Here is a 17,607-nt window from a genome sequence, read left to right on the forward strand (position 1 = left end):
GGTGGCGTGGCCGGCGCTGCCGCCGATGCTGCCGTCGGTGCACGGCGTCCCACCCAGGCACTGCCGCGGGCCGGGGTGGTCGCGCCGAACCGAGGACCGGTCACCGAATCGTCAGCGCCTGTCCCGCGGCCTCCCGCTCCAGCGCGAGGTCCGCGTCCACCATCATGTCGATGAGGGCGGTGAAGGTGACCGTCGGCTTCCAGCCCAGCTTGTCCATGGCCTTCGACGGGTCACCGACCAGCAGGTCGACCTCGGCCGGGCGGAAGAACCGCGGGTCCTGCTTGACGTAGGGCTCCCAGTCATCGATGCCGACCCGGGCGAACGAGGCCTGCAGCAGCTCGCGGATGGAGTGCGTCTCCCCGGTGGCGATGACGTAGTCGTCCGGCTCGTCCTGCTGGAGCATCCGCCACATCGCGTCGACGTAGTCGCCGGCGAAACCCCAGTCCCGGCGGGACTCCAGGTTACCCAGGGTGATCGAGTCCTGCAGCCCGAGCGCGATCCGGGCGACGGCGCGGGTGACCTTCCGGGTGACGAACTCGATTCCGCGGCGCGGCGACTCGTGGTTGAACAGCATCCCGGAGCAGGCGAACATGTCGTACGACTCGCGGTAGTTAACCGTGAGGTAATGCCCGAAGGTCTTCGCGACACCATAGGGCGAACGCGGGTGGAACGGCGTCGTCTCCCGCTGCGGCGTCTCTCGGACCTTGCCGAACATCTCGGACGAGCTCGCCTGGTAGAAGCGCATCCGGGAGACATCGCTGCCGGCGGTGATCCGCAGCGCCTCAAGGATACGCAACACACCCATCCCGGTCGTCTCGCCCGTCAGCTCGGCCTGTTTCCAGGACAGTCCGACGAAGGAGATGGCGCCGAGGTTGTACACCTCGTCCGGCTGTGAGATCTCCACAGCGCCGATCAGTGAGGACAGGTCGGTAAGGTCGCCCTCCAGCAGCTGGACGCCTGGGATGATCCGCTCGACGGTGGCCACCTTGGGGTTGGACTGGCCCCTGACCAGTCCAAACACCTCGTAGCCCTTGGCCGTGAGCAGCTCTCCCAGGTACAGACCATCCTGGCCGGTGATCCCTGTAATGAGCGCGCGAGGCACGATCACCCTCCTGTCTGAGTGCGGCACGCTGCCGTCGAAAAGGTTAGCGTTCGGTAAAGCACGCAGGTCAGCCGGGGGACGTGGTCGTCCCCACGGAGGGACGATCCGCATCTGTCGGACGAACCAGCCCAACAATCGCGGGAAGCAACGCCTGGCCAACTATGCGCCCACCAGGGGCAGTAATATGCACGCCGTCGTCCCGGGTGAGGATGCCGTTCACGTGGTCCATGTACCGGTTGCCCGGCGTGAGTACCCCGTTGAGATCCGCGATGGTCGCCACGTCCCGGTGCCGGCCGGCCGCCGCTCGCAGCAGCTGGTTGAACCGCGCCACCCGCTCTGACTTTGTCTCCGGGTACTGCGTCCCGTCCGGCCCCTCGCGGGCGGCGACCGCGGGTGTGGTGAACAACACTACCTTCGCCCCGCGCGCGGACAGCGTCGTGATCGCCAGGTCCAGCTGGGACGCGAGGTAGGTGTCGAACTTCGGCTCGCCGACATGGGTCCATTCGCCGTCCATAAGCTGGTCGGTGACCTCCCAGCGGCCGACCAGCAGCGCCGCGATGTCCGGATTGACCTCGTTCACACGTTTGGTGAACCGCGCCGGCCACTGGTCGCAGCCGATCGTCGTCAGCCCGGGCTTGCCGTCCAGTTTCCTGGCCGGCAGCCGCGCCACCCCGCAGCCGAGCATGGAGGCGTCCGCGAGCTGCACGTTCATCGACGCGGCCACGTCGCCGAACTGGCTGCCGATCAGCGTCGTCGCCAGCGAGTCCCCGGCGATGAGCATCCGCAGCGGCCGGTTGCCCTGCGCGTCCGGCGCCGCCGTGGGCAGGGCCCCACCCGCCTGGACCCTCGCCGCGAGCTTCTCCAGGTCCGCGGGGCTGCGGGCGCTGGACGCCTGGGTGCTCGTCGCCAACACGGCCACCGCGACGACGCCGGCCATCACCGCCGGCGTGGTGACCACCGGCATCGGGATGCGGATCGACCGGCGCCGGATCGGGTTCTCGATCAGGTAGAACGACAGGAGCGTGCAGGCCATGGTCGCGGCGATCCTGGCGCCCAGCAGGGCGGGGCCGTGCAGGCCCGTCCGCCCCGCGGTGAGCGTCAGCAGGACCGGCCAGTGCCACAGGTACAGACCGTAGGAGATCTTTCCGATGTAGGTCAGCGGCGGGATCGACAGCACCTTCGCGACGGCCGAGCCCGGCACCTCGACGATCGACGCGACCAGCACCGCGACGATGATCGCGACGCCGAGGAACCCGCCGGCGTACAGCCCGCGCGACTGGCCGTCGACCGTCGCCCACAGCGCCACCAGTGCCACCAACGCCACTCCGCCGGCGTACCCGAGCACCTTCTTGCCACGTGCCGTGAAGCCGGCCCGGCGCTGCGCCCGCCACACCGCCAGCGCCGCGCCGATCAGCAGCGCCTGGACGCGAACCTCGGTGCCGTAGTAGATCCGCGACGCGTCGACGCCGACGAGCAGCAGCACGATGCCGATCAGTGCGCTCATCTCGGCGCCCAGCACCGCGACCGCCAGCGCCGCCGACTGCGCCTTGCGCCGCTGGCCCTTCCACTTGTCGACCGTGCGCGCGCTGTGCCGCATCAGCAGGAACACGATCAGCGGCCAGAGCACGTAGAACTGCTCCTCGACCGCCAGCGACCAGGTGTGCAGCAGCGGCGACGGCGCCGAGAAGTGGTCGAAGTAGCTCTGGTTCGACAGCGCGAACCGCCAGTTGGCGACGTAGAACAGCGACGCCAGCATGTCCAGGCGGATCTTCGTGATGTCACCCGGCGCGGCGAAGAACCGCGCATAGGCGGAGATCGCCAGCAGCAGGAGCAGGAAGGCGGGTAGCAGCCGGCGGGCCCGCCGCGTCCAGAAGTCCTTGAGGTCGATGCGCCGGGTGGCCCGGTACTCGGCGATCAGCAGGCCAGTGATCAGGAACCCGGAAAGCACGAAGAACGTGTCCACGCCCAGCAGTCCGCCGGGAACCCAGGACAGTCCCGCGTGATAGCAGATCACCGCGAGTACCGCGAGCGCGCGCAGCCCGTCCAGCCCGGGGGAGTGGACGATCGGCGCGAGGAAGGTCCCGGTGGTGTCGGAGTCCCCCGGGCCGATCGCGGTGCTCGCCGGCGCGGCCGTCGGGTCCAGGAGCATCAGCCCTGTGGTCTTGGGCTCCTCCGGGTCGAACTCGTCGTCGCCATCGTCAGCGCGCCGCCCCGGCGGGCGCCGGGTGTAGGTCGGGTCCGGCGCGCGCGTGGGAGCTGGGCCGCGCCCGCGGGCGCCGCGCTCGATGGCGCCGCGTGCGAGCGCGATGGTGTGCTGGCCGGCGTCCTCATCATCGCGCACGCGCCGGCCGTCCGGACGCGCCCCCTGACGGCGCGTGTCCCCGCGCGCGGCGTCATCGCGCCGCGCGTCGCCGGGGCGTCCGCCGCCGACGCGCGTGGGCCGGTCGCCGCCGCGGGGGCTCCTGTCGGGTCGGCGAAGCCCGGGATCCCTGTCGGATCCGGGGTCCCTGCCCGATTGGCGAAGCCGATCTGCTGGGAGGTCTGTCGGGGGCTCTGTCGGGGGGTCCGGGTCGCCCGCGGCGCCGCGTCCTCGCGCGGCGCGCTCGCCGGTGACCCCGCGGTATGGGCCTGCGGGCGCGCGCGTCGCGTCGCGCCCGCCGTGGTCGCGCCCGGAGCCGTCCAGGCCGGCGGCATCGCGGCCGCGGCCATCGCGTCGGCCGCCCTCGCGCCCGTCGCCGTACGAGCCGACCCGGTGCCAGTGGTCCCCTCGGCCCGCTCCCGCGCGGGAGCCGTCGCCGCGGCCGGCGCCCGCGTCGCCGCGTTCGTCGTCGTAGCCGTCGTCCCGGTGCTCGTCGCCACCGTGGGCGTCACCGCCGCGGCTGTCGTCCTCGCGTCCGCGACCGTCGTGCTGGTCGTCGTCGGGGCGGCCGGCTCGGGCGGGCGAATGATCGCGGAAGCGGGCGGTGTCGGAGATCCGGACGGTGTCAGCGTCTTTGCCGCTCAGCCGGGGCCTCCTCCCGCTCGTCCGCCAGTCGTGATCGGCGGCCCGCCTCCAGCTGACCGCTCTGCGAAGTATGCGGTAGCCCCGGCGTGGTCCCGCGCGCGCGTCCTCGGCTATATCGCACGGTGAACCGCCGGCCGCGCGAGGCTTCGCCATCGTCGCGCGGCCTTTGGCTGGTATCGCACGGTGAACCGCCGGCCGCGCGAGGCTTCGCCATCGTCGCGCGGCCTTTGGCTGGTACCGCACGGTGAACCTCCGGCCGCGCGAGGCCTCGCCCCGAGGCCAATCGTCACACCTATCGCGCTCAGATGACTGGAGGCGCCTTGGTACTTTCCGGCCGTGACCAAGACCGCTATCGCGCCGGTTCCGGCGGAGATGCCCGAGACCGGCGGCCCAGGGCCGCGGAACCGGCGCTGGTGGCTGCTGTTGGTCCTGATCATGGCTGTCGGTCTCGGTGTCCGGCTGTGGTATCTGTTCGGCTGGATGCACCCGGCGGTTGTGCAGGGCGACCCGCTCTACTACCACGATGCGGCCAACCTGTTCGCCGACGGGCGAGGCTGGCCCGACCCGTACGAGCTCAGACTGAACCACCGGTATGTGCCGGACGCGCAGCACCCGCCGCTGACCAGCGCGCTGCTCGCGCTGCCGTCCCTCGTCGGCCTCACCACGTTCCTCGAGCACCAGGTGTTCGACTGCCTGCTCGGAACGCTGACCATCCTGGTCGTCGCGCTGACCGGGAGGCGCGCCGCCGGGCCCACGGCCGGGCTGGTCGCGGCCGGGCTCGCCGCCGTCTACCCCGGCATGTGGATCAATGACCCGCTGCTGATGTCGGAGACGACCGGGATCCTGGCCTGCTCGGCGGTGCTCTGGCTCGCCTACCGGTTCTGGGACCGGCGCGGCTACCTGGACGCCGCCCTGCTGGGGCTCGCCACCGCCGCGGCGGCGCTGGCGCGGGCCGAACTGCTCCTGCTCTCGGTCTTCCTGGTGACGCCGCTGGTTCTGCTGGCCCGCGCGCCTGGAGGGCCAAAGGAGGTGCGAAAATGGGCCTCCTTCGCACCTCCGGCGGCCCCTCATCCTCGGAACACCGAAGCGCTCCCGGCGGCCAGGGCGTCATGGGCGCGCAGGGCGGGGATGCTCGCGGCCGCCGGGGCGGCCTGCGTCCTGGCGATCGCGCCGTGGGCCGGCTACAACCTGAGCCGGTTCAACGAGCCCGAGTACCTGTCCACGGGGCTCGGCACGACGCTCGCGGTCACGCACTGCGACACGACCTACCACGGCACATTCCTCGGCTGGTGGGACTTCAAGTGCATCCTGAAGATCCAGAACGAGCCGACCGAACGCTCCGAGCGCGATGTCTTCTATCGCGACGCCGCCTACCGGTACATCGGCGACCACAAGGCCGAACTGCCGAAGGTCGCGCTGGCCAGGGCCGGGCGGACCTGGGGGGTGTTCCGGCCGTTCCAGCAGGTCCGGTTCGACACGATCGAGTCACGGCCGGCGGGGCTCAGCAAGGCGGCGCTGTTCTCGCTGTGGGTGCTGCTGGCCGCGGGCGCCGTCGGCGCGGTGCTGCTGCGCCGACGCCGCGCGTTGCTGCTGCCGCTGCTCGCGCTGCCGGGGGCGCTGACCGTCGCCTCGACGATGGTCTACGGGACCAGCCGTTTCCGCGCCGTCGCGGAGCCGGCGGTGGTGCTGCTCGCCGCCGTCGCGTTCGCCTCCATCCGCGCCCGCTTCGTCCCCCGCGGCCGCCACAGCGACTCCCGGGTGACGGCGCGCGCCGGGCAGGCGGGCCAGGCTCCGACCCGGCCACGGGCCGAGACCCCGGCCGTGTGAGCCCGGCCGATCCGCTGATCACCGTCGGTCCACCCGTGGTCCTGAGTGGTTATCCACGCCGCCGCCCGCGAGGCAAGGACGGTGCCGGCTGGTACCTTGCGACCGTGCCGGACCGCAGCCACCCCCGGCCCGCGCCATGACCGGGGCCGGGCTTCGCCAGCTCGGGCGCCCGGACGACCCGACGACGGTCGCGGTCGACGCCGGCACCACCATCGTGTCCGAGGCGCCGCTGGCTCCCGCGGACGCGGCCCCGGCCACCGCGGCGGCCGCCCCGCGCCGGGACGCGACGATCTTTCCCGGGTTCGACGGGCTGCGGGCCATCGCGGCGCTGCTCGTGATCGTCGTCCACGCCGGTTTCGTGACCAACCTGACGCTGCGGACCTCGCTCGGGCCGTACGCCGCGCGGGCCGAGATCGGCGTCGCGGTCTTCTTCCTGATCTCCGGCTTCCTGCTCTACCGGCCGTTCGTGGCGCGCCACCTCGCGCTGGCCGACCAGGGCGGCGGCCGGGACGTCCCCGACGCCGGGGGCTTCCTGCTGCGCCGGTTCATGCGGATCGTCCCGCTGTACTGGCTGGTGTTCGTGATCAGCCTGGTCGTCATCACCGACAAGATGATCGTCGCGAACATCTGGGGCCTGATCGAGTGCCTGCTGTTCGTGCAGGGCTACCGGCAGTCATGGGCGCTGCAGGGCCTCACCCAGGCCTGGACGCTCGACATCGAGGTCGCGTTCTACCTGTTCGTCCCGCTCTACGCGTGGCTGCTCGGCCGGCGGGTGCGCACGCCGCGTACCCAGCTGTGGCTCGAGCTGACCGGCGTCGCCGCGCTCTATCTGGTGGGCACCCTGGTGCACTGGCGGATGATCGGCACCGACATCGGGCCGGCCGACGGCTGGTCGGTGTGGCTGCCGGTGTGGTGGGACCTGTTCTCCATGGGCATGTTCCTCGCGGTCGTCTCGGCCTGGTACGGCCGGCAGGGGCGTCATCCGCGCTGGTCGACGCTGCCGTTCTCCGGCACGGTCTGCTGGCTGCTCGCGGCCGTCTGCTACTGGGTGGCCAGCAGGAAGATCGGGCTGCCGCTGTGGCCGATCTACGACGTCACCGCCCGGACGGACATGGGCAAGCACCTGTTCTACGGGCTGTTCGGCTTCTTCCTGCTGCTGCCGGCGGTGTTCGGCCCGCAGCGGCGCGGGTTCGTGCGCCGGTTCCTGTCCAGCCGGGTGATGACCTTCCTCGGCTCGATCTCCTACGGCATCTACCTGTGGCACCAGACCGTCATCGACGTGGTGATGGTGCGCGGCGGCTGGAAGATGTGGCAGGTCTCGTTCGCCCCGTTCTTCGCGGTGGTCCTGGTGATCACCGTGGCGCTGGCGACGCTGACCTACTACCTGGTCGAACGGCCATGCCAGAACCTCGCTCGCGACTGGGCCCGGCGCTGGAAGAACCGCCCCCGCCGCGGCCGCGCGTTGAGCGCGGCCGGCTCCTCGGCCAGGCACGGCCCCACGGCGGCCGGCCGCCCGGCCGCGGCCGGCGCGCTGGGGACGGCCGCGCCGGCTCTCCCGGTGCCCGCCTTCCCGGCGTCGGCGGCGCCGGCACCCGCGGTGGCCCCGGTGGTGGGGCCGGCGGGTGATGTCGCGGTCGCGAGCGTGCCGGACGAGACAACCATCCCTCCCCTCCCCGAGCCGCACCAACCGGATAGAGTCGGGTGGCGGGAGGACACGGGCGGCCATTTCGCCTCGAGCGACTGACCGTCGCCGCCGCCCTGTGGCCGCGTTTCCCAGGGCCGTGATGCCGCCTCGGAGGGTCGTCCTCCGGGCCCCCGATGTCGGGCTTCGCCCGGCCTGCGAAGTCGCGGGGTTCGTCCGACGTGGGCCTGCGACAGCCTCCCGTTGACCTCGCCGGAGAGGCTTCCCTAGACTGGGAGTCAGCGCGAGGGTCTGTGGGTCTCGGACCGAGCAGATCCACTCGAGCAGTCGTTATCGGTTCTGACAGTGTCGTTGTCAGCGCAATGTCGTTGTAGCGCGTTCTCTGTCCCTCCGTCCCGGCGGTTCGACCCGGCTCTCGCGCTGACGTCAACCCCTAGTCGGAGCCGACCCCTTGACGAGCACCACCGACGTTCGACCCGTGGAGACCGTGACCAGCCCGCAAAGCCCGACCACCCCACAGGTCGCGGTCAACGACATCGGCTCGGCCGAGGACTTCCTCGCCGCCGTCGACAAGACGATCAAGTTTTTCAACGACGGTGACATCGTCGACGGCACCATCGTCAAGGTGGATCGCGACGAGGTGCTGCTGGACATCGGTTACAAGACCGAGGGTGTCATCCCGTCCCGTGAGCTATCGATCAAGCACGACGTGGACCCGCACGAGGTCGTGTCGGTCGGTGACCACGTCGAGGCTCTCGTCCTCCAGAAGGAGGACAAGGAGGGCCGGCTGATCCTGTCCAAGAAGCGCGCTCAGTACGAGCGCGCCTGGGGCACGATCGAGAAGCTCAAGGAGGAGGACGGCGTCGTCACCGGCACCGTCATCGAGGTCGTCAAGGGTGGTCTGATCCTCGACATCGGGCTGCGGGGCTTCCTCCCCGCCTCGCTGGTGGAGATGCGCAGGGTCCGCGACCTCCAGCCCTACGTGGGCCGCGAGCTCGAAGCCAAGATCATCGAGCTGGACAAGAACCGCAACAACGTGGTCCTGTCCCGCCGGGCCTGGCTGGAGCAGACGCAGAGCGAGGTCCGCTCGGAGTTCCTGTCGCAGCTGGCCAAGGGCCAGATCCGCAAGGGTGTCGTCAGCTCCATCGTCAACTTCGGCGCCTTCGTCGACCTCGGTGGGGTCGACGGTCTGGTGCACGTCTCCGAGCTGTCCTGGAAGCACATCGACCACCCGTCCGAGGTGGTCGAGGTCGGCCAGGAGGTCACCGTCGAGGTGCTCGACGTCGACCTGGACCGCGAGCGGGTCTCGCTGTCGCTGAAGGCGACGCAGGAGGACCCGTGGCGCCAGTTCGCCCGGACGCACGCCATCGGCCAGGTCGTCCCCGGCAAGGTCACCAAGCTCGTGCCGTTCGGCGCGTTCGTCCGTGTCGACGAGGGCATCGAGGGCCTGGTCCACATCTCCGAGCTGGCCGAGCGCCACGTGGAGATCCCGGAGCAGGTCGTCAACGTCGGCGACGAGATCCTGGTCAAGGTCATCGACATCGACCTCGACCGGCGCCGGATCAGCCTCTCGCTCAAGCAGGCGAACGAGGCCGCCGCGCTCGCGGGCGACGGCGAGACGTTCGACCCGAGCCAGTACGGCATGGAAGCCAAGTACGACGAGCAGGGCAACTACGTCTACCCCGAGGGCTTCGACCCCGAGACGGGCGAGTGGCTGCCGGGCTTCGAGGAGCAGCAGGCCGAGTGGGAGCGGCAGTACGCCGAGGCCCAGTCCCGCTTCGAGGCGCACCAGGCGCAGATCCGCGCCGCCCGCGAGGCCGAGGCCGCCGCGGTCGCGCCGAGCTCCTACACCTCCGAGTCGCAGCAGCCGGCCTCGGCGATCGACGAGGAAGCCCTGCGCCGCCTGCGCGAGCAGTTCGGAAGAGGCTGATCGAGGGCGGCGCGATCGGGGGTGGCCTGTTCGCACGCTGATGCGTGCTCCCAGGCTCCCGCGTGATGCTGCTCCGGGGCCGAGCCCCGGACCCCACGGTCGGGGGGCTTCGCCCCCCGACACCCCCGAGGGGTAACTCTGGGGTCTAGCTAGGCGTAAAACGCCCTCGCCGGTTTTGCCGGCGGGGGCGTTTTCGTCTTCGTCCTCAGGGCGCTGGCTGGTCCCAGGCCAGGAGGCGGGCGCCGATTAGGGCTGTCTGGAGGACGTAGCGGTCCGCGGGTGATGCTGGGTCGTGCCTGGTGAGCTGGTGGATGCGGGCCAGGCGGTAGGTGAGGGCGCGGACCGAGAGGTGCAGGCGGCGGGCGGTGGCGAGCGCCACCGCGCCGGTGGCGAAGTAGGCGTCCAGGGTGTCCAGCAGCGGGCCGGCGCCGCCGCGGGCGCCCCGCAGGGGGCCGAGCACGGTCTCCACCAGTTCGGTGAGCGGCTCCCGGTCGCGCAGCAGCACCTTGTAGATGAGCAGGTCGTCGGTGTGGAGGGCGCGGCCGTGCAGGCCCAGCCGGCCGGCGAGCTCGACCGCCGCCGACGCCTCGCCGAACCCGATCCGAACACCCGTCACGCCGGTGCGGGCCCTGCTCACACCCACCCGCCACCCCGTCACGCCGGCCAGCGCCGCCGTGACGGCCGCCACCGCGCGCGGCGCGCCCGGGGCGGCGGTGGCCGCGACGGCGGGCAACGGGGTGAAGCCCGAGGCGCGCCGATCGGCCGCCGAGACGCCTCCGTCGCCCGCCGGGCCGCCCCGGCCGTCCGGCTGGGGCATCGCGGCCCGGCCCGGCCCGGCTTGGCCCGGCCCGGCTTGGCCCGGTTCCCCCAGGGCGCCGGCGGCGCCGTCGGGTTCGGCCTCCTGCGGGACGACGCACACCAACTGCCCGCTCTTGGCCACCACGAGCGGCGGGGTCGGGCAGATCACCCCCAGCGCGGCGTCGACCGCGCGGCTGGTCCCGCGCCCGTCCACGAACCGGCGCTCCCCGGCGGCGACCAGGACGAGGTGCGGAGCCTCCAGCCGCAGCCCGAACGCCGCGGCCCGCTCGAGCACGAGGCCCGGGTCGGTGGCGGTGCCGGTGAGCAGGTCGTCGACGAGCTCCCGGCGCAGCGCCTCCTCGGCCCTGGCCCGGGCGGCGCGGGCCGCCTCGTAGCCCTCGCACACCGCCGCGACCGCGTCGTCGCTCGCCCGCAGCACCGCCGCGGCGGCGGCGCGCGTCCGCTCGGCCGCGCCCGGCGCCTCGGGCCCACCCGGGCGCGGCGTCGTGTCCCCGACGGCGGGCAGCGACGGCCAGGCCCGCCAGGTCGCGGACAGGTAGAGGTCGACGAGCGCCCGCAGCGACGCGCCTGACTCGGCCGCGGCCTGGCCGAGCTCGCGGGACCGGTCCAGTTCCGCCTGGGTGAGCCGGCGGCCGGTCTCGGCGGCCGAGGCGAGCGCCGGGAGGTAGTCGCCCAGCAGGCCGGCGGGCAGCCGGGCGTCCTGGGCGGCGAGCACCGCGGCGCGCGGCAGCCGGGTCAGGCTGGTCCCGGGCAGGCCCGCCGACTCGATGAGCTCGTCGTCGACCGACACCCGTCGTCCTCCGCTCCCGGCCCGAAGGCCACGCGGGCGGGTGAGGCCCAGCGCCGCCCGCTCTTCTTCTTGCCGACTCTCGGCAACCTGGAACCAGCAAACCCCACCTTCTTCGGTCACGCGCTGCCGGGACCTCGAAGGCAACCAGACGTTCAACTAGAAGCAGGTCAGGTTGACGCCTCGACGGAGCCCGGCGCGGACCGGGATCGCGAGCCGGATCCGGCCCGACGGCCGGATCCGCCGTCCACTACCCGCATCCATCCGCCGACTACCCGGACTCTCTAGGAGACACAACCGTGCACGTCCCCTTCTGGGCCTGGGCAGCCTTCGTCGCCGCCCTTGTCGCCCTTCTCGCCATCGACCTGCTCGCGCACCGGCGGGCTCACGTGATCAGGCTCCGCGAGGCGGCGCTGTGGAGCGCCCTCTGGGTGAGCCTGGGAATCGGGTTCGCCTTCGTCATCTGGGCCTGGCAGGGGCCGGAGGCGGCCGGCGAGTACACCGCCGCCTGGCTGCTGGAGAAAAGCCTGTCGGTCGACAACCTCTTCGTGTTCGCCCTGATCTTCGGTTACTTCCGGGTGCCGCGGGAGTTCCAGCACCGGGTGCTGTTCTACGGGGTGCTCGGCGCGCTGGTGCTGCGGTTCGCCTTCATCGCGGGCGGGATGGCGCTGCTGAACGCCTTCCACGTCGTGATCTACCTGTTCGGCGCGTTCCTGGTCTACACCGCGGTGAAGATGGTCCGGGACTCCGGCGTCAACGTCGACCCGGGGCAGAGCCGAGCGGTGCGGCTGCTGCGCCGCGTCATCCCGGTGACCGACCAGTACGAGGGCCAGCACTTCCTGCTGCGCCGGGCCGGCCGGCTCGTCGCGACGCCGCTGCTCGCCGTCCTGGTCGCGGTCGAGACCGCTGACGTTCTGTTCGCGTTCGATTCGGTGCCGGCGGCGCTGGGCGTGACCGATCAGACCTTCCTCGTCTACACGGCGAACGCGCTGGCCATCCTCGGGCTGCGGTCCCTGTTCTTCCTGCTCTCCGGGGCGCTGGACCGGTTCCATCACCTCGGCACGGGCCTGGCGGTCATCCTCGCCTTCATCGGGACGAAGATGCTGCTTTCCGACCTCGTGCACATCCCGATCGCCGTCTCGCTCGGCGTCATCGGCGTGGTGCTGGTGGCCTCGGTCATCTGGTCGCTGGTGACGCCCCCGCCGGCCGACTCCGACGAGGAGGACCCGGGCGCCGCGGACCTGCCCCCCGTGGCCGCGGTGGGTGCGGCCACGGGGGGCGGCCAGGACGCCTCGGTTCCGTCGGAGGACCACGCCGCGCCGCGGGACGCCGACGCCATGAGCGGCCCGTCACGGCCCGACCGCTAGGAGACGCCGCCGGGACGAGACGACGACGAGGTCTCCCGCCCCGGCGTGGAACGCCCCGGTGCCCGGCACACGACGTGCCGGGCACCGAGGCGTACGGACACCCGAATCGCTGGGCCGGTGCCGACGGAGCCGCGTGTTATCCGGGCTCGCCGGGCGCCGCCCCGGGCCGGCCCGCACGCCGGCGAAGCCGGGACCGGACGGCCTGGGCGGCCAGGCGCAGCGCGCCGACGGCGAGCAGGAGCAGCAGGCCCTCGGTGGCGTGGCTGTCCAGCCAGGTGACCAGGCCGCGGGCCCAGGGGGCGACGGCGCGGGCCGCCAGCAGGTAGGCCGTCGTCGAGACGACCGTTCCCGGGATGAGGAAGCGCAGGAAGCGCCGCCAGGGGACGTCGCCGCCGCCTAGGGCCGCGTCGACGGCCGCATTGGTGTTGACCAGGCAGAAGTACAGCAGGGCCCGCTCGGTCGAGCGGCGCGACAGGGCGTTCGCGAGGCGCTGGCCGCCGGGACGCAGCGTCATCAGCGAGCGCAGGTTCGCCCTGGCGACGCCGAAGTAGGCGACGTCGACCAGCGCCCGCAGCGGTACCGCGATCAGCAGGGTCGGCAGGACCGGGGCGGAGCCACCGACCAGGAGCAGGATTGACGGCGTCGGACGCAGCGCGACGAGCAGCAGCGGCGCGCTCGACGCCAGCCGGGTGGACAGCGCCAGCCCCAGCACACCGCCGCCGATGAGCACGGCCAGCAGCACGGCCGGCCACACCCTGGCCGCCCACACCCTGGCCGCCCGCGGACCGGGCCGGGCCGCCGGTGCCGGCGGTGGGCCCGGCCGGGTCCTGATCGGTGCCGGCTGCTCCTCCACCGGTCCAGCATGCCCGTCCGGTGACCTCCGCCCGTCCCCGTGCTCCCCGCTGGTGGGTAGGGCAGACTCGGCGGCGTGCTGACGGTGGGACTTACCGGTGGAATCGGGTCGGGCAAGAGCGCCGTGTCGGCCCGGCTGGCGGAGCACGGCGCGGTGGTGGTCGACGCGGACAAGCTCGCGAGGGATGTGGTCGCGCCCGGCACCCCCGGGCTCACGGCCGTCGCCGAGGCGTTCGGGCCGGGTGTCCTGCGCCCGGACGGCAGCCTGGACCGCGCGGCGCTCGGGCAGATCGTCTTCGCCGACCCGGCGGCGCGCCGGCGGCTCGAGGGCATCACCCACCCGCTGATCCGGGATGAGACCGCCCGGCGGTTCGCTGCCCCGCCGCCGGACGCGGTCGTCGTGCACGACATCCCGCTGCTGGTCGAGGCCGGGATGGGGAAGGGCTACGACCTCGTGGTCGTCGTCGAGGCGCCGCGCGAGCTGCGGCTGGAGCGGCTGGCCGGCCGGGGGCTGCCCCGCGACCAGGCCGAGGCCAGGATGGCCACCCAGGCCGACGACGCGGCGCGACGAGCCGTCGCCGACGTCCTGCTCGACAACTCGGGCACCCTGGCTGGCCTGCATGCTCAGGTCGACGCCCTGTGGCACGACCTCGTCGCCCGCCGCGACGCCCAGCCGTGACCGAAGACCGAGTCATGAGTACATGAGGATCATGTATTTAGATTGGCTAAAGAAGTAGCGTCCGTATATGGCACGCGAATGGGACGCCACGACGTACGACAGCCTGCCCCTCCCGCACGAGCGGTGGGGACGGCGCACGCTGGCTCGGCTGGAGCTGAGCGGCACGGAGACCGTGCTGGACGCGGGTGCTGGTACTGGTCGGGACACCGTCGCGCTGCTGGAGGCGGTGCCGGATGGCCGCGTGATCGCGCTGGATGGGTCCGAGAAGATGCTGGCCGCGCTGCTCGCGCGGCTGGCCGACCGGCCGGACCTGCGTGACCGCCTGACGGTGCTGCGCGCCGATCTGACGACGCCGCTGCCACTGCATGAGCAGGTCGACGCCGTCTTCAGCGTCGCGACCTTCCACTGGATCCCCGACCACGACGCGCTGTTCAAGAACCTCGCCGCCGTCCTGCGCCCGGGCGGCCAGCTGGTCTTCGATTGCGGGGGCCACGGCAACATAGCCACCGTCGAACGGGTGCTCGGCGAGCTCGTCACCGACCGGCCGCCGGTGTGGCCCTTCGCGACCGCCGAGGAGACCGCGGCCCGGCTCACCACGGCGGGCTTCGTCGGCGTCAGGACCTCGCTCGACCCCGACCCGACCCGGCTCGACGACCCCGGCACGCTCCGCCGCTTCCTGGAGACGATCATCCTCGGGACGGACCTGGACCGGCTGCCTGTCGACGAACGCGCCGGGTTGGTCAACGCCGTCGCGGAACGGTTGCCCGAGCCGGTCATCGACTACGTCCGGCTGACCGGCACCGCCCGCCGCGCGGGCTGAGGCGGGCGCCGGGGCGGCCGCCTCAGGCGGCCAGGATGGCCCCGCGGCCGGGCGGACGCCGTGGCCCACGGGGGAGGGTGTGTCGTGACGGAGATGCGTGCCAAGGCTGGACAAGGCGCACCGGAGGCGGAAAGGTCGGTCACGTTGCGCACCATCCGGGGGGCTGGGCTGGCGCGTAGGTGTCGCCCGGCCCTGAGACCGCCACAAGGGAGCCGACGTGCACCTCGAGCCCCGCAGCACCGCGACCACTCGGCAGACGCCCTGCGCCCTCCCGCCGAACATCCTTGAGCGGATCATCCGCAACGGCACCGAGGAACAACGCGACTGGGCGCTGGGCACCCTCTCGCTGGACACGACCAACCGCATGGTCCGGGTACACAACGCGCAGGTGGCGGCCGCGCTGCCGCGGCGCCGGCCGCGTCCGGTGCCGGCGTCGCCCTCCGCGCGCCGTACGATCGCCGACACCCAGGGCACCGAGACACTGCCCGGCAAGACCGTGCGCACCGAGGGGCAGGCGTCGGTCGGCGACGTCGCCGTGAACGAGGCCTACGACGGGCTCGGCGCCACCTTCGACTTCTACTCGACGGTCTTCCACCGCGACTCGATCGACGACGAGGGCCTCGCGCTGCTCGCGACGGTCCACTACGGCGACCACTACGACAACGCCTTCTGGAACGGCGAGCAGATGGTCTTCGGCGACGGCGACGGCGAGTTGTTCAACCGGTTCACGATCTCGCTTGACGTCATCGGCCACGAGCTCACGCATGGCGTGACCGAGGACGAGGCGGGGCTCACCTACCTGAACCAGGCGGGCGCGCTCAACGAGTCGGTCAGCGACGTGTTCGGGTCCCTGGTGAAGCAGTACAAGCTGGGCCAGAAGGCCGGGGACGCCGACTGGCTGATCGGTGAGGGCCTGCTGGCCCCTGGCGTGCAAGGGGTGGCGCTGCGTTCGATGAAGGCGCCGGGAACCGCGTTCGACGACCCGGTCCTGGGCAAGGACGACCAGCCGGCGAACATGTCCGGCTACGTCCGCACCACCTCGGACAACGGCGGCGTGCACACCAACTCGGGTATCCCGAACAAGGCGTTCTACAACGCCGCGGTCACCTTCGGCGGCCACGCCTGGGAGAAGGCCGGCAAGATCTGGTACGAGACGCTGCGCTCGCCGCAGCTGCGCTCGAACGCCTCGTTCGTCGCGTTCGCGAACGTGACGGTCACCCAGGCCAGGACGCTCTTCGACGCCGACGCCGCCAAGGTCGTCGGGGACGCCTGGCGGGCGGTCGGCGTCAAGATCTGAGCCGGCGTCAGTATCTGACAGCCCGCATCCGGTTTCGCCGGGGCACGCGGGGCTGGCGACCCTTCCGGGTCGGGTACCTCGTCGGGCCTCCGGCGGCCGGAGGCTCAACCGTCGTGTGCGCGGGGAGGACAATCGCCGTATGGCTGGGGCCGAGCGGGTGCGAGTCGTGCTGGAACGATCCGGCGGGTTCGCCGGCCGGACGATCCGGCGCGGCCTGGACACCGATGATCTGCCGGCCGCGGAGGCGGACCGCCTGCGGGCGCTCGTCGCCGCGCTCCCGGCGGCCTCCGGGCCGGTCGGGGCCACCGGGCCCGACCGGTTCACCTACGCGGTCGAGGTCGACGCGGGTGGCCGCCGCGGGTTGCACCACTTCGCGGAGCCGGTTCCCGCCGAGGCCAGGGACCTCGTCCAGCTGCTCTCCCGGGCCCCGCTGCTGCCCGCCTCCCGTTAGTGATCCTGGGGACAACGGCCGCCGGGTGTGCGAAAGAAGATCATTTTCGCACACCCTTTGGCCCTCTAGGCCCTCTCCTGCCCCGCGGCGGTCACTGTCCGCCGCCCCCCGCGCCTGTTCCCAATACCCCACCCGCGATCACCGGCGCCCGGCGCGCGGAGCCCAGACCGTGATCGCTGCGTGGGTATGCGGGCCGGCGCTCCATGCCCTATTTTGTCCACTTTGTACATACCTGGCCCGCGATCAGTCTGGCATCTCGCCCGCGCGGCGCGTCGAAGATCGTCGACTGGGCATGCGATCGGACTCCCGTGACCTGGCGGGTGGAGCCCCGTCAAAAGCCGCCCGGTTCCTGCGCCGACCGGGTCTCGGTCCGCCATCAGGGACCAACTCATCCGTTTGACGATCGACGGCCTCGAGAAATGGCCCAGGGCGGGCGCGGCCGGTTCTCGCGAAGATTCCTTTTGGCTTTCGCGCCTCTCGCCCAGCGTTTCCGGGGCGAGGTCCCGGGTATTCCACTGGCCTTACCGTCGAGCACGTCGGAGGCTGCCGTGTTCCAAATCCTGTGGATCGTGATCGGCGGGGCGATCGTCGGCCTGCTCGCCCGCGCGCTGATGCGCCGGGGGAGCGTCCCGCTGTGGGCGACCGTCTGCCTGGGCATTATCGGCGCCCTTGTCGGTAATGTCATCGCCGGCGCGATCGGGGTACGCCACACCGGCGGAATTGACTGGATCCGCCATATTCTTCAGATCGGCGTCGCCTGTGGGCTCGTCGCGCTGGCCTCCCCGTTCTTCCTGCGCAGGCGCACCGGGGGCGGTGGCGTCGGCGGCGGGCCGTCACTGTTCGGCGGTGCTGGCCGCCGTTCCCACAGCCGCGACCGCTCGCACATCGACATGCGGTAGTCACCAGCCGGGTCCGACGCCCGGTTCTCCCCGCACGCCGGCCGAGGGCGCCCGAGCCCCGGCCGGCGGACGCATGCTCGCGGGTGCCCGGCGGTCGCCGGGGTCAACGTGGACTGGGCGGCTTGGGTCGC

At 72.2% G+C, this 17,607-nt stretch carries 14 protein-coding genes; 10 read left to right on the forward strand and 4 right to left on the reverse strand.

Features of this window, described 5'->3' with window-relative positions; translation table 11 throughout:
* Positions 1-100: 100 nt before the first annotated feature.
* Together QOZ89_RS01595 and QOZ89_RS01600 are read right to left on the reverse strand one after the other, a co-directional pair.
* Positions 101-1,102 (reverse strand): GDP-mannose 4,6-dehydratase, encoded by a 1,002-nt coding sequence (locus tag QOZ89_RS01595; RefSeq protein ID WP_071052361.1) that lies wholly within the window; start codon positions 1,100-1,102, stop codon positions 101-103.
* Between the two features lie 67 nt (positions 1,103-1,169).
* A complete protein-coding gene (locus QOZ89_RS01600; protein ID WP_312622779.1) occupies positions 1,170-3,443 on the reverse strand; it encodes a DUF459 domain-containing protein in 2,274 nt (757 codons plus the stop codon).
* A gap of 174 nt (positions 3,444-3,617) precedes the next feature.
* Here QOZ89_RS01600 and QOZ89_RS01605 point away from each other — a divergent pair, with 174 nt between their 5' ends.
* The 4 genes from QOZ89_RS01605 to rpsA all read left to right on the forward strand — a co-directional run bounded on the left by QOZ89_RS01605 (position 3,618) and on the right by rpsA (position 9,505).
* Positions 3,618-4,232 carry a hypothetical protein gene (locus tag QOZ89_RS01605; protein ID WP_312622780.1) on the forward strand — a complete coding sequence of 205 codons (615 nt, stop codon included), beginning with the start codon at positions 3,618-3,620 and terminating at the stop codon, positions 4,230-4,232.
* Positions 4,233-4,478: 246 nt separating this feature from the next.
* Positions 4,479-5,933: a glycosyltransferase family 39 protein gene (locus QOZ89_RS01610; RefSeq protein ID WP_241842191.1), complete on the forward strand. Its 1,455-nt coding sequence runs from the start codon at positions 4,479-4,481 to the stop codon at positions 5,931-5,933.
* Between the two features lie 136 nt (positions 5,934-6,069).
* Positions 6,070-7,677: an acyltransferase family protein gene (locus QOZ89_RS01615; protein ID WP_071052329.1), complete on the forward strand. Its 1,608-nt coding sequence runs from the start codon at positions 6,070-6,072 to the stop codon at positions 7,675-7,677.
* Between the two features lie 349 nt (positions 7,678-8,026).
* Positions 8,027-9,505, forward strand: a complete 1,479-nt coding sequence (rpsA, locus tag QOZ89_RS01620; protein WP_071052330.1) for a 30S ribosomal protein S1 — start codon at positions 8,027-8,029, stop codon at positions 9,503-9,505.
* A 205-nt stretch (positions 9,506-9,710) separates the two neighbouring features.
* On the opposite strand, the gene QOZ89_RS01625 is transcribed toward rpsA, so the two are convergent.
* A complete protein-coding gene (locus QOZ89_RS01625) occupies positions 9,711-11,114 on the reverse strand; it encodes a PucR family transcriptional regulator (protein ID WP_312622781.1) in 1,404 nt (467 codons plus the stop codon).
* 296 nt (positions 11,115-11,410) lie between these two features.
* On the opposite strand from QOZ89_RS01625, the gene QOZ89_RS01630 reads away from it, so the two are divergent.
* Positions 11,411-12,478, forward strand: coding sequence for a TerC family protein (locus QOZ89_RS01630; RefSeq protein WP_083419574.1), 1,068 nt, complete (start codon positions 11,411-11,413; stop codon positions 12,476-12,478).
* 136 nt (positions 12,479-12,614) lie between these two features.
* On the opposite strand, the gene QOZ89_RS01635 is transcribed toward QOZ89_RS01630, so the two are convergent.
* Complete coding sequence (locus QOZ89_RS01635; protein ID WP_083419575.1) at positions 12,615-13,331, reverse strand: hypothetical protein; 717 nt, start codon at positions 13,329-13,331, stop codon at positions 12,615-12,617.
* A gap of 84 nt (positions 13,332-13,415) precedes the next feature.
* Here QOZ89_RS01635 and coaE point away from each other — a divergent pair, with 84 nt between their 5' ends.
* From coaE to QOZ89_RS01660, 5 genes are all read left to right on the forward strand, one after another.
* Complete coding sequence (coaE, locus tag QOZ89_RS01640; protein ID WP_071052365.1) at positions 13,416-14,009, forward strand: dephospho-CoA kinase; 594 nt, start codon at positions 13,416-13,418, stop codon at positions 14,007-14,009.
* Between the two features lie 67 nt (positions 14,010-14,076).
* Positions 14,077-14,829, forward strand: a complete 753-nt coding sequence (locus tag QOZ89_RS01645; RefSeq protein WP_312622782.1) for a class I SAM-dependent methyltransferase — start codon at positions 14,077-14,079, stop codon at positions 14,827-14,829.
* A gap of 217 nt (positions 14,830-15,046) precedes the next feature.
* Positions 15,047-16,126: a M4 family metallopeptidase gene (locus tag QOZ89_RS01650; protein WP_071052333.1), complete on the forward strand. Its 1,080-nt coding sequence runs from the start codon at positions 15,047-15,049 to the stop codon at positions 16,124-16,126.
* A 139-nt stretch (positions 16,127-16,265) separates the two neighbouring features.
* Positions 16,266-16,577 carry a protealysin inhibitor emfourin gene (locus QOZ89_RS01655; protein ID WP_071052334.1) on the forward strand — a complete coding sequence of 104 codons (312 nt, stop codon included), beginning with the start codon at positions 16,266-16,268 and terminating at the stop codon, positions 16,575-16,577.
* 548 nt (positions 16,578-17,125) lie between these two features.
* Positions 17,126-17,476: a GlsB/YeaQ/YmgE family stress response membrane protein gene (locus QOZ89_RS01660; RefSeq protein WP_071052335.1), complete on the forward strand. Its 351-nt coding sequence runs from the start codon at positions 17,126-17,128 to the stop codon at positions 17,474-17,476.
* Positions 17,477-17,607: the final 131 nt, after the last annotated feature.

This window comes from Pseudofrankia coriaricola, from assembly GCF_032027725.1.
Taxonomy (GTDB): Bacteria; Actinomycetota; Actinomycetes; order Frankiales; family Frankiaceae; genus Pseudofrankia.

Excerpts from the sequence above, each read along its gene's own strand:
- QOZ89_RS01610 (WP_241842191.1), top strand. The coding sequence starts at position 4,479 with ATGCCCGAGACCGGCGGCCCAGGGCCGCGGAACCGGCGCTGGTGGCTG.
- QOZ89_RS01615 (WP_071052329.1), top strand. The coding sequence starts at position 6,070 with ATGACCGGGGCCGGGCTTCGCCAGCTCGGGCGCCCGGACGACCCGACG.
- QOZ89_RS01645 (WP_312622782.1), top strand. The coding sequence starts at position 14,077 with ATGGCACGCGAATGGGACGCCACGACGTACGACAGCCTGCCCCTCCCG.
- QOZ89_RS01655 (WP_071052334.1), top strand. The coding sequence starts at position 16,266 with ATGGCTGGGGCCGAGCGGGTGCGAGTCGTGCTGGAACGATCCGGCGGG.